This is a genomic window from Xanthomonas floridensis (assembly GCF_001642575.1).
In the GTDB taxonomy this organism is placed as follows: domain Bacteria; phylum Pseudomonadota; class Gammaproteobacteria; order Xanthomonadales; family Xanthomonadaceae; genus Xanthomonas; species Xanthomonas floridensis.
The window spans coordinates 39,119-51,141 of sequence record NZ_LXNG01000058.1 but is presented as its reverse complement, the minus strand read 5'-3'; the positions used below and the strand labels follow the sequence as shown (position 1 = coordinate 51,141).

At 64.9% G+C, this 12,023-nt stretch carries 12 protein-coding genes; 10 read left to right on the top strand and 2 right to left on the bottom strand.

What is annotated here, in order from left to right; translation table 11 throughout:
- The first annotated feature begins 75 nt into the window (after positions 1-75).
- The 5 genes from thiS (at position 76) to A7D17_RS21820 (ending at position 4,508) form a co-directional block, all read left to right on the top strand.
- Positions 76-276 carry a sulfur carrier protein ThiS gene (gene thiS, locus A7D17_RS21840; RefSeq protein WP_029220702.1) on the top strand — a complete coding sequence of 67 codons (201 nt, stop codon included), beginning with the start codon at positions 76-78 and terminating at the stop codon, positions 274-276.
- 23 nt (positions 277-299) lie between these two features.
- Positions 300-575, top strand: a complete 276-nt coding sequence (locus A7D17_RS21835) for a hypothetical protein (protein ID WP_064511043.1) — start codon at positions 300-302, stop codon at positions 573-575.
- Between the two features lie 61 nt (positions 576-636).
- Positions 637-1,431, top strand: a complete 795-nt coding sequence (locus tag A7D17_RS21830) for a thiazole synthase (RefSeq protein WP_064511042.1) — start codon at positions 637-639, stop codon at positions 1,429-1,431.
- A gap of 364 nt (positions 1,432-1,795) precedes the next feature.
- Positions 1,796-2,581, top strand: a complete 786-nt coding sequence (gene trmB / locus A7D17_RS21825; protein WP_064511041.1) for a tRNA (guanosine(46)-N7)-methyltransferase TrmB — start codon at positions 1,796-1,798, stop codon at positions 2,579-2,581.
- A gap of 64 nt (positions 2,582-2,645) precedes the next feature.
- A complete protein-coding gene (locus A7D17_RS21820; RefSeq protein ID WP_029220706.1) occupies positions 2,646-4,508 on the top strand; it encodes an SLC13 family permease in 1,863 nt (620 codons plus the stop codon).
- A 158-nt stretch (positions 4,509-4,666) separates the two neighbouring features.
- Here the strand turns inward: A7D17_RS21820 and A7D17_RS21815 are convergent, their stop codons facing one another.
- Entirely contained in the window at positions 4,667-5,008 is a 342-nt protein-coding gene (locus tag A7D17_RS21815; protein ID WP_064511040.1) for a Rieske (2Fe-2S) protein, read from the bottom strand.
- 262 nt (positions 5,009-5,270) lie between these two features.
- Here A7D17_RS21815 and A7D17_RS21810 point away from each other — a divergent pair, with 262 nt between their 5' ends.
- The 5 genes from A7D17_RS21810 to A7D17_RS21790 all read left to right on the top strand — a co-directional run bounded on the left by A7D17_RS21810 (position 5,271) and on the right by A7D17_RS21790 (position 9,608).
- Positions 5,271-5,546 (top strand): hypothetical protein, encoded by a 276-nt coding sequence (locus tag A7D17_RS21810; RefSeq protein WP_064511039.1) that lies wholly within the window; start codon positions 5,271-5,273, stop codon positions 5,544-5,546.
- 222 nt (positions 5,547-5,768) lie between these two features.
- Positions 5,769-6,482: a fumarylacetoacetate hydrolase family protein gene (locus A7D17_RS21805; protein ID WP_064511038.1), complete on the top strand. Its 714-nt coding sequence runs from the start codon at positions 5,769-5,771 to the stop codon at positions 6,480-6,482.
- A 61-nt stretch (positions 6,483-6,543) separates the two neighbouring features.
- A complete protein-coding gene (mscL, locus tag A7D17_RS21800) occupies positions 6,544-6,975 on the top strand; it encodes a large-conductance mechanosensitive channel protein MscL (protein WP_064511037.1) in 432 nt (143 codons plus the stop codon).
- Between the two features lie 110 nt (positions 6,976-7,085).
- On the top strand, positions 7,086-8,504 hold the full coding sequence (locus tag A7D17_RS21795) for a M20/M25/M40 family metallo-hydrolase (protein WP_064511036.1): 1,419 nt from the start codon (positions 7,086-7,088) through the stop codon (positions 8,502-8,504).
- 51 nt (positions 8,505-8,555) lie between these two features.
- A complete protein-coding gene (locus tag A7D17_RS21790) occupies positions 8,556-9,608 on the top strand; it encodes a LacI family DNA-binding transcriptional regulator (RefSeq protein ID WP_064511035.1) in 1,053 nt (350 codons plus the stop codon).
- Between the two features lie 324 nt (positions 9,609-9,932).
- Here the strand turns inward: A7D17_RS21790 and A7D17_RS21785 are convergent, their stop codons facing one another.
- Positions 9,933-11,579 carry a glycoside hydrolase family 6 protein gene (locus A7D17_RS21785; RefSeq protein WP_064511118.1) on the bottom strand — a complete coding sequence of 549 codons (1,647 nt, stop codon included), beginning with the start codon at positions 11,577-11,579 and terminating at the stop codon, positions 9,933-9,935.
- Positions 11,580-12,023: the final 444 nt, after the last annotated feature.

Genomic DNA, 12,023 nt, shown 5'->3' with positions numbered 1-12,023 from the left:
CGTCCGTGCTCACGCTGCAGTGCCGCATAACGCAAAAACGCGCGCCCGGACGGCACGCGATGCGACAATGATGACATGAACATTCAACTCAACGGCAGCCTGCGTACGCTGCCCGACAACCTGCCGTTGGCCGCATTGCTGGACCAGGAAGGCCTGGCACACCGCCGCGTGGCGGTGGAAGTCAACGGCGAAATCGTGTCGCGCGGGCGGCATGCCGAGCACGCACTGCACGAGGGCGACGTGGTGGAGATCGTGCACGCCTTGGGCGGAGGTTGACCGCCAGGTCAGGCTCGCGACCGGTGCCACTTTTCACACTCACTGTCCGCTACGCGCTCGACTGGTTCTCAACCCAGCTCACCGCGCCGGACGCACACGCAGGCGTGAAGCAGTTTTTCGACAACACGTACCCGTTGATTCGTGAGGGCGCCTTCGGGGCGTTGGCGCCGGATGTCAGCGCCGCGGACCTGGTGCTTTTTATCCCATTGGAGGGGCTCACCAACGTCTGGGCAGCAACGGCGGGGCGCTGCGGCAAGTACGTCGAAGTCGTGTGTTCCAGGACCTTCGGTGACGATTGAGCCTGACCACGCACTCGCGCGGCAGCCAACGCACCCGCGCGTGATGGGTGATAATCGCGCCATGACCACTCACGCCCCCTCCGATGCGTTGCTGATTGCCGGCAAACGCTACCGTTCGCGCCTGCTGACCGGCACCGGCAAGTTCAAGGACCTGGACGAAACCCGCCTGGCCACCGAGGCCGCCGCCGCCGAGATCGTGACCGTGGCAATCCGCCGCGTGAACATCGGCCAGGACCCCAACGCGCCCAACCTGCTCGATGTGCTGCCGCCGGAGCGCTACACGCTGCTGCCCAACACCGCCGGCTGCTACACCGCCGACGATGCGGTGCGCACCTGCCGGCTGGCGCGCGAGCTGCTGGATGGCCACAACCTCACCAAGCTGGAAGTGCTGGGTGACGCGCGCACACTGTATCCGGACGTGGTGCAGACCCTCAAGGCTGCCGAGCAGCTGGTGGCCGATGGTTTCGAGGTGATGGTCTATACCTCCGACGACCCGATCCTGGCCAAGCGGCTGGAAGAGATCGGCTGCGTGGCGGTGATGCCGCTGGCCGCGCCGATCGGTTCGGGCCTAGGCATCCAGAACAAGTACAACCTGCTGGAAATCATCGAAAACGCCAAGGTGCCGATCATCGTCGATGCCGGTGTGGGCACTGCCTCTGATGCGGCGATTGCGATGGAGCTGGGCTGCGACGGCGTGTTGATGAACACCGCCATTGCCGGCGCGCGCCATCCGATCCTGATGGCCAGCGCGATGCGCAAGGCGATCGAAGCCGGTCGCGAGGCGTTCCTGGCCGGGCGGATCCCGCGCAAGCGCTATGCCTCGGCATCGAGCCCGGTGGATGGCGTGATTGGATGAGTGGGTGGTCTGCTGGCGCTGTGTGTTCGACCGTGTGCATTACGCAACCGCCAGGCGGTGGCCGCTCCACAATGGGCGTGATCGGATCCGGTACCACTTCGCCCATACCCTCACCCCACCCCCTCTCCCGGTGGGAGAGGGGCTTTTTTCAGCTCCTGCGTGGGGTGCGATGTGGTTGTCGCGCACACGCGGCGCGCGTGTCTGCTGACGTGACCGACCTTGTCGGATCCGGCATCGCTTCGCCCGTACCCTCACCCCAACCCTTCTCCCGGTGGGAGAGGGGCTTTTTTCAGCTCCTGCGTGGGGCGCGATGTGGTTGTCGCGCACGTGCGGAGCATGTGTTTGCTGACGTGACCGACCTTTCATGACCGACCCGTTTACCAGCGACGGCGCCAAGATGCCGCCCAAACCCTTCACCATCGAAGAGGGACGCCGCCAAGTGCGCAGCTTCGTGTTGCGCCAGGGCCGTTTCACCCCCGCGCAGCAGCGCGCCTTCGACGACCTGTGGCCGCGGTTCGGGCTGGACTACACCGGAGCGCCGCGCGATCTGGATGCCGCATTCGGGCGCGACGCGCCCAAGGTGCTGGAGATCGGTTTCGGCAATGGTGCCGCCTTGCGCTTTGCCGCCCAGCACGATCCCAGCCGCGACTACATCGGCATCGAGGTACATGCGCCCGGCGTGGGACGCCTGCTCAACGCGCTGGAGGAAGACGGCAGCACGCATGTGCGCCTCTACCACCACGACGCGGTGGAAGTGCTGGAGCACGAGATCGCCGATGGTGCGCTGGATGAAGTACGCATCTACTTTCCCGATCCGTGGCACAAGAAGCGCCACAACAAGCGTCGCCTGATCCAGCCGGCGTTTGCGCAGTTATTGGTGCGCAAGCTGCGCGATGGTGGCCGCCTGCATGCCGCCACCGACTGGGCCGACTACGCCGAACAGATGTGGGACGTGCTCGACGCCAGCAACGGTCTGGTCAACCGCGCCGGCCCGCGCGGCCACGTCGAACGCCCCGCCTGGCGCCCGCAGACCCATTTCGAAACCCGCGGCCAGAAGCTTGGGCACGGGGTGTGGGATCTGCTCTACGACCGGGAATCGGGAATCGGGAATGGGGAATCGCCAGGGCAATTGCCCGCGTCACCCGGATAACCCACAGCGTCCGCATTTTCGCTCTGCCAATTCCCCATTCCCGACTCCCCATTCCCGGCCCCCAATGGACACCGCGCTGACGCTGACCAACGACATGAAGCTCGTCCTCGGGCTGGTCGGTTTCACGATGGCGATGTTCCTGTTCGAGCGCATTCGCGCCGACGTGGTGGCCTTGATCGTGCTGGTCGTGCTGGGCGTGACCGGGCTGGTGGCGCCGGAAGAACTGTTCGGCGGGTTTTCCGGTAATGCGGTGATGAGCATCATCGCCACCACCATCCTTGGCGCGGGGCTGGAGCGCACCGGTGCGTTGAACCGGTTGGCCAGCTGGCTGTTGCGGCGGTCGCACGGCAGCGAGCAGCGCCTGATGATGATGACGCTGGCCATCTCCGGCTTGAACTCATCGTTCATGCAGAACCCCTCGGTGATGGCCTTGTACCTGCCGGTCGCCTCGCGCCTTGCTGCACGCACCGGGCTCACCCTGCAGCGCATGTTGTTGCCGATCGCCGCGGCCATCGTGATGGGCGGTGCGCTCACCATGGTGGGCAATTCGCCGTTGATCCTGCTCAACGACCTGCTGGTGTCGGCCAACAACAACCTGCCCTCGGGCATGGCCAGCATCGAGCCGTTGACGATGTTCGCGCCGCTGCCGATCGGCGTGGCCCTGCTGATCGCCGCACTGCTGTACTTCCGCTTCTACGGCGACCGCAAGCTGATCGAAGAAGAGCGCCTGATCAACGAAGGGGTCACCCCCTCGCGCACCGAAAGCTATTTCGCCAAGACCTATGGCATCGATGGCGATGTGTTCGAGCTCACCGTCACCGCCGAAAGCCCGCTGGTCGGCATGACCCTGGGCGAAGCCGAAGCCATTCACGACGCCCCGCTGCTGCTGGCGCTGAAAACCGGCAACGACACCCGGCTTGCGCCGCCGGCGGACATGCGCATCTGGGTCGGCAGCGTGCTGGGTGCGATGGGCCAGCGCCAGGAGGTTGCCGACTTTGCGCAGAACCATTTCCTGCGCATGTCCTCGCGGTTGCGCAACCTGGGCGACCTGTTCAACCCCAGCCTTGCAGGCATTTCCGAAGCGGTGATCCCGCCCAACTCGCGGTTGATCGGCAAGAGCGCCGGCGAGCTGCGGCTGCGCAAGCAGGCCGGCATCAGCCTGCTTGCCATCAACCGCGACAAGCAGGTGATCCGCGAGGACGTGCGCAGCGTGCCCTTGCGCGCCGGCGATATGCTGGTGTTTCACAGCATCTGGCAGGATCTGGCGCAGGCAGCGGAAAGCCGCGATTTCGTGCCGGTCACCGATTTCCCGAAAGGCGAGCAGCGCCCGCACAAGTTCAAGATTGCGATGGCGATCTTCGCCTTCACCATCCTGATTGCGCTGACCTCGCGCCTGCCGGTGGCGCTGACGCTGATGACCGGCGTGGCCTGCATGCTGGTCAGCGGCGTGCTGCGCATGGACGAGGCCTACGCCTCGATCAACTGGAAGACCATCTTCATGATGGCCGGGCTGATTCCGCTGGGCTGGGCAATGGACAGCAGCGGCACCGCGGCCTGGGTCGCAGGCCACACCATCGACCGCCTGCCCGAAGGCGTCCCGGTGTGGGCGCTGGAAATCAGCCTGGCACTGTTGACCACGGCGTTTTCGCTGGTGATCAGCCATGTCGGCGCGACCATCGTGATGGTGCCGATTGCGGTCAACCTGGCGCTGGCGGCCAACGGCAATCCCACCGCATTCGCGCTGATCGTGGCGTTGTCGGCCTCCAATAACCTGATGACCGCTTCCAACCCGGTGATCTCGATGGTCGCCGGCCCGGCCAACTATCAACCGCGCGAACTGTGGCGCGTGGGCGCGCCGCTGTCGCTGATCTACATCGTGGTGATGGTGTCGGTGATCAACCTGATGTTCTGGTGGGCTGCGCGCTGAAGATGGGTGGGTGCGGGCTGGCACTACACCGGCACGTGCTGTCACCGTCTGAGGTCACTTGCACAGGCCAACGTGCCTGCGACTGCGCCGTCGCTCTCCACACCTCAGGCACCGGCTGCACCGGCCATCGGGTTGCGGCGCCAAGGCGTCATCGACCTTTATCCGAGCACCACGTGCTCACCGTCGACGCGTACCGGCACTGCCACGAGCGATTGACCGCGACACGGGCCACTGATGCATTCGCCTGCGGCCAGTTCGAAGGCGGCGCCGTGCGCAGCGCAGACCAGATGGCCCTCCTTGGTCTTGAGGAACTGGCCCGGCGCCCAATCCAGCCTGCGTCCGGCATGCGGGCAAACGTTCAACCATGCGCGTACCTGCGCACCGTCGCGATACAGCACCAGCGACTCCGGGCCGTCTTCCCAAAGCGCTTCCACTTCCAGAAATCCGGCATCGGGAATCTGCGCCAGGGTGGCGAGCGCGGTCGGTGAGGACGGTGACATGGGCAACGCTTGCGAAGAACGGTCGCCGATTGTGGCATGTGCCGGCATCGTCTCTGTGCGCAACGCAACGCCGCGTCGCTGCCGGCGCCATGCGCAAGATCACCCGGCATCACCAGTCATCCAGACGCTACGGCAGACTCCGGTTAGCACACGCAGCGTGATGCACTTAACAAAACAGCGCTCGAATTAACGAACTTTTCACTCAATGACATGAAACCGCAACGATACTTCGCGCTTGTTTCCTGCCCGGCAGCCCACCGCCATGCCTGCACGCATCTTCCAATTCGGCAACCTCCATCACCTGTTTGCGCCACGCAAGCCGCGCCATCCGTTGGTGCGCGTTGCAGCGGGCCTCGCAGGCCTGGCCATCCTGGCGGTGCTGATCTTCTTCAGCGTGTTCGTTGGCGCAGCGATGATCCTGGGCGGCATCGCCTGGAAGCTGTTGAGCAAGTCGAACCGACGTCCGTCGCCGCAGACGCGGGTGGTCGAGGCCGAGTACCGCGTGGTGCGCAAGCCCGCGCTGCCGATGTCGCACTGAGCACGCCCTGCCGCTGCGTCCTGGCGGCGCGTTTCGCCTGGCTCCACCCCTGCACATCACCCATCGGCATGTGGTCGCACATGCCGATCTGCGCTTGGGCGCCTGCCTGACCGCCCGGCGGCGCGACGCCGGCCGATGCGCCTCTGGCGTTTCAGCAGTGAAGGTTCCGTCGGACACGGCGTAGCAGCTAGACTCACGCGTCCCCTGTTCGAGGATGCGTGCATGACCCACGATGTGATTCCCGCCACCGACGTTCCGCGCATTCCGGTGGTTGGCGGCGGTACGTTTCCGGTGCACCGCATCTATTGTGTCGGCCGCAACTTCGCCGACCATGCGCGCGAGATGGGCGCCAGCGCGCCGGCTTCCAAGGCCGACCGCGGGCAGCCGACCTTCTTCATGAAGCCTGCCGACGCCATCGTGGTCGGTCATGGTGACCACATCCCCTACCCGCCCGGTACCAACGAGCTGCATCACGAAGTAGAGCTGGTGGTGGCGTTGGGCAGCGATGCGCCGGCCGGTGAGTTGCCGGTGGAGCAAGCCGACGGCCTGATCTATGGCTACGGCGTGGGCCTGGACCTGACCCGTCGCGACCTGCAGGCCGCCGCCAAGGCCAAGGGGCTGCCGTGGGATATCGCCAAGGGTTTCGATCATTCCGCTCCGATCAGCGAGCTGGTGCACGCCGGCGAAGTGGGCGCGCTGGAGGCGTTGAACCTGTCGCTGGAAGTCAACGGACAGGTGCGTCAGCAATCGCTGCTGGATCAGATGATCTGGAACGTGCCGGAAATCCTGCATGAGCTGTCCAAGCTGTATGCACTGCGCGCGGGCGACCTGATCTTCATGGGCACGCCGGCCGGCGTCGGGCCGTTGCTGCCGGGCGATCAGTTCAGTGCGCGCCTGGAAAACGTGGCCGAACGCCACGGCATCATCGCCGGCTGACATTCGCCGGGCTACGCTCGGCGTAGCGGCAGTGGGTCCGCAACCGCATCTGGAGAGCACAATGGGAATGGTCAGCGAGTTCAAGCAATTCGCGATGCGTGGCAACGTCATCGATCTTGCGGTCGGTGTGGTCATCGGCGCGGCATTCGGCAAAATCGTCACCGCGCTGGTCGAAAAGATCATCATGCCGCCCATCGGCTGGGCCATCGGCAACGTGGATTTTTCGCGGCTGGCGTGGGTGCTCAAGCCGGCCGGCGTCGATGCCACCGGCAAGGAAGTTCCGGCCGTGGCGATCGGCTATGGCGACTTCATCAACACCGTCGTGCAGTTCGTGATCATCGCCTTCGCCATCTTCCTGGTGGTCAAGTTGATCAACCGCGTCACCCATCGCAAGCCGGATGCACCGAAGGGCCCGAGCGAAGAAGTGCTGTTGCTGCGCGAGATCCGCGACTCGCTCAAGAACGACACACTCAAGCCGCCGACCACGCCCTGACCGGGCACATCCGTTGCGCGCTTCGCGCGGAAGGATGACCTTTCGCACGCGGACGGGGGACCTTGCGCTGATAAGCTCGGGGTCCCCCTTGTCGTTTGGAGCCGCCCTGCATGCGTCGCCTCGCTGTTGCCATCTCCGCCCTGCTCGCCTGCGCGTCCGCCTGTGCCGCACCGACCACCATCCCGGACAGCGCGCTGCGCACCGCCGCGCAGCTGCGCGAGCAGGCGCTGGCCGACAGCACCGGTTTTGCGGTGGTTGAATCGCTGACCACCGAAGTGGGCCCGCGCATTGCCGGCGGGGAAGCCGATCCGCGTGCCGTGGCCTGGGCAAAGGCCAAGTTCCAGTCATTGGGTTTCGACAAGGTGTGGACCGAGCCGGTGACCTTTCCCAAGTGGGAACGCCGCAGCGAGCGCGCCGCCGTGCTTGGCGCGCATGCGCAACCGCTGACCATCACCGCACTGGGCGGCAGCCCGGGCGGCAGCGTCGAAGGCGAGGTGGTGCGCTTCGAGAATCTCGCCGCGTTGCAGGCCGCACCTGCCGGATCGCTGGCCGGCAAGATCGCCTTCGTCGACTACCAGATGGTCAAGGCGCGCGACGGCAAGGATTACGGCAACAGCGGCGCGGTGCGCAGCAAGGGCCCGTCGGAAGCGATCCGCAAGGGCGCGATCGGATTCGTGATGCGCTCGGCCGGCACCGATTCGCATCGCGTGCCGCATACCGGCATCACCCGGTTCGATGAGGGGCTGACCCCGGTGCCGGCGGCGGCGTTGTCGGTGCCCGATGCCAACCAGCTGGCCCGCCTTGCTGCCCTGGGTGCCACGCGCATCCGTCTGGCGCTGGATTGCGGCTGGGACGGCACGGCGACCTCCTACAACGTGATTGGCGAGATCACCGGGCGCAGCAAGCCCAAGGAAGTGGTGGTGATCGGCGGGCACCTGGACTCGTGGGATCTGGGCACCGGCGCGATCGACGACGGCGCCGGTGTGGCGATCACCATGGCGGCAGGCCACCTGATCGGGCAACTCAAGCAGGCACCCAAGCGCAGCATCCGCGTGGTGGCCTTCGCCAACGAAGAACAGGGCTTGTACGGCGGCAAGGCGTATGCCGCCGCGCACGGCAAGGATGCCAAGGACATGGCGCTGCATCAGATCGGCGCGGAGAGCGATTTCGGCGCCGGGCGCATCTACGCGTTCAACACCGGCGCGGCTGCGCCAGAGGACTCGCGGGCAGCGACCAAGCAGATCGCCGACGTGCTTGCGCCGCTGGGCATCGCGTATGAGCCGAGCAAGGGCGGCCCCGGCCCAGATGTCGGGCCGATTTCCGCCAAGGGCGGTGCCTGGGCGTGGCTGGCGCAGGATGGCACTGACTACTTCGACCTGCACCACACCGCCGACGACACGCTGGACAAGATCGACCCGAAGGCGCTTGCGCAAAACGTGGCCGCCTACACCGTGTTTGCGTATCTGGCGGCCGAAGCCGATGGCGATTTCGGCAGCCGCGCCAGCGCCGTGCAGCCGCCGAACGAGTAAGCTGGTACCGCGTCGCACGCTTGCGCTTCTACTCCAGGACGAGCACACACGATGGTGGCCAAGCGGCAACGCAGTGCGAACAATGCGGCGACCTTGCTGGACGTCGCCAAACACGCCGGTGTATCGCCGATGACCGCATCGCGCGTCATCAACCGGCACCCGCATGTCGGCCAGGACATGCGGGCACGGGTGGAGGCATCGGTACAGGCCTTGGGCTACCGGCCCAATCTGGCCGGCCGCTCATTACGTACCAGCGGCCTGCTACGGATCGGCGTGCTGTACAGCAACCCCAGCGCCGCCTATCTCAATCAATTCATGCTGGGGCTGCTCGAACAGAGCAGCCTCAATGGTAGCCAGGTGCTGGTGGAAAAATGCGGTGCCATCCGCAGCCAGCGCGCCGCCACCGAACGTCTGCTGGCGGCAGGCGTGGATGGCGTCATCCTGCCGCCGCCGTTATGCGACTCGCGCCAGACCATTGCCGAGCTGGATGCGCGCGGCATTCCTGTCGTGGCCGTGGCCAGCGGCGCGCCGATGGCGCAAATCAGTTCGGTGCGCATCGATGATTACCAGGCCGCGCGCGCCATCGTCGATCACCTGATCGAACTCGGTCATCGGCGTATTGCGCTGATCAAGGGCGATCCGAAGCACACCCCAAGCGCGCTGCGTGCCAACGGCTATGCCGACAGCCTGCAGGCCGCCGGGCTAGCGCTTGCCGACGACCTGATCGCCGATGGACTGTTCACCTATCACTCCGGCCTGCTGGCCGCACGCAGCCTGCTCGCCCAGCCGCAGCCGCCAACCGCCATCTTTTGCAGCAACGACGACATGGCCGCTGCCGCGGTGGCCGTTGCCCATGGTCTCGGCCTGCGGGTGCCGGAGGATGTGTCGGTGGCTGGGTTCGACGACACGCCGGTCGCGACCACCATCTGGCCTGAACTCACCACCGTGCATCAGCCGGTCACTGCGATGGGCCGTGCGGCGGTGTCGCTGCTTGCCGATGCCATTCGGCAACGGCGCAAGGGCGATGCGGCCGCCGGCGTGCATCAGGTGATGAAGTACACCGTGGTCAAGCGCGGTTCGACGGCGGGGCCGTCTGCTGGGTAATGGCGATTCCGGGGCCTGGTGCCGCCGGCGAAGATCGATCTTCGGTCGTGCAATGCGTGCGCCAGGTCAGCGCGCTGCATGTCGACAGACAGGCGCGTGTGGCATCGCGTTGAGATCCCGCTGCAGGGATGAGCGCTGGGCAGGCAGAACACGCCGTCAAGGAACCCAACGCTGGTGCATGCACGCTTGCATCGCATCCATGGCGGCCGGGTGGCCGCCATGACCTAGGGGGGCATCAACGACACGGTAACGACCGGGCCGACACGCAGCCAGCCCAGCCGCCACCGCCGCAGGGCACCACCGTACTGGTGCCCTGCGAGCTCATCACTTGCCTGGCCGCGCGCGCACGACTGCCGATGGTGCGCTCGTTCCTGCCACGCCGTTTGCGCTCACCACGTAGTCGTAGCTGGCCCCATTGGTGACCGACTGATCGAGGTAGGACGCAGAGGCCACATTGGCATCGACGGTCACGAAGGCCCCCGTGCTGCCGGCGCGCCGTTGCACGGTGTAGCTGGTTGCCCCTGCCACCGGCGACCAGCTGAGGCGGACCCGGGCATCGCCGCCCATCGCGGTGAGGCCACGGGTGGCGCCCGGTGCCACGCGTGGCGTCGTCGACGCGACAGAAGCGGCACTGGCCGTTGCGATCGCCGGGTACGCGTTGTTCACCAGCTCGACGAACTGGTTGTGGAACCAGGCACCGGAAATTGGCGCGCCCGGGAACGCTCCGGTCAACACGCCATCGGCCGTGGTGTAGGTGGGATCGCACATGCGATCAAAGCCCTTGCCCTCATTGTTCGGAATGAGGGTGCTGGAGCCATCGGATTCGCCCGGCGGCTTGACCCAGGCATAGGCATCCAGATGCGGGCCCGGCGCCGCGGTCGGCAATTCGCCGATCCCCGCGCCCTTCTGATTGCACCAGTTGCCGCGATGGAAGCGGCGATCGATACGACCGGAGTTCACATAAGTATTGATATCGCTGCCGGACGCACCGACCGGACGATTGGGTCCGCCCCAGCCATTGCGGCCCGTATCGACGATAAACCCGATGGTGCTCGGCCAACCTGCGCTGACAAAGCCGTTATACAGCGCCTGAGTAAAGTCGGTTTCGTCAAAATACGGATTCCATTCGTAGTATTTCGACGACTTGATCGGCTGCCCGTTGATGCTCAACTCGGGATTGGGAAGATTCGGCTCGTTCAACGGCGTGGTATTGGCGGTATTGGTGACAAATCCGTCCACGCTCGCCAACCCGGAAGTGGTGCCCTGCACGACCCGGGTATACAGCGAAATCGATGGGCCACGATTGCTGTCCCAACCCAACCACCCGGAGTGACCGATATCCAGATAATTGTAGGTATTGGGGATGGCATGCAGCTTATTAAGGGCATACTTGATGCCCTCTTCGTAAATGCCGGTGGAACTGGCCAGGGCGCAGCGCATGTCATTCAAATTGGTGACCAGGTTCGGCAGGCTGTCCGGCTCGATCACGTTGACGATGCGAATATCCTTGTATTTTGGATCGGCGAAGATCCCGGCAATCACATCGATATATTCTTTCTTGTAGCGCTCCAGCGCTGCCGGCGTCAGCGGCAGCTCGCCGTTGGACGCCAACGCATGGCAATCGCGGCCCGGCAGATCGTAGATGACGAAACTGGCGGTAATCGGCGTATTGGCCTTTTTCTGCGCCAATGCGGCATCCAGATGGCCGCGCAACCCCAGCCGCCCGGCGTTCTGCGAACCGCCACTGATCGCGGCGATACGATCCAGCCACACCGCGGTGGGATAGGTCTTGACCACGCCCATTTTGGCCTTCAACGGCACGCCTTTGACCTTTGCAATCGATGCATCGACCTTCTTGGCGTAATCCGGATTCACATAACCGGTGGCGCCCACAAAGGGATTATCGACATGGACCTGCGCGCAGACCGTCGCGACGAACAGCGGATTCACCGCCAACAGCGATAGCGCCATCGTGCGCTTGAAGTGACGACGGATGCCTTTGCTGGATTTCATGAGATTCACCTTGATGATTGGATGGTGTTTATCGACACGCATTGCAGCACTGCCTTTTTTGGCTTGCGTTGCTCCTTTCTTTCAGAGCGCCCATCAGAGATGTCTGGAGCCACTCGATGACGCTCCGTCAGCGTCCCGCCGAAGAGTCGTTGCGCGGCAATAATTCAGCGACGCCCAGACAGAAACCAGGCCGTTGGCCTGCCTGCAATTTGGGACGATTCGCCTAAGACCTCAGATTCCTTGGAGGCCAACACGGTCGCGTCGAGATAATCGTTGCGCCGGTTGCCTCTGCGATGTTCGGAGTATCTCCAGGGAGCGAATGAGCGAGCAGCATGGGATGCTGTGCCTGCGAACGGGGTGGTGTGTTCGCCATGCGGAAACTACGCCGCATATCAGCCATAA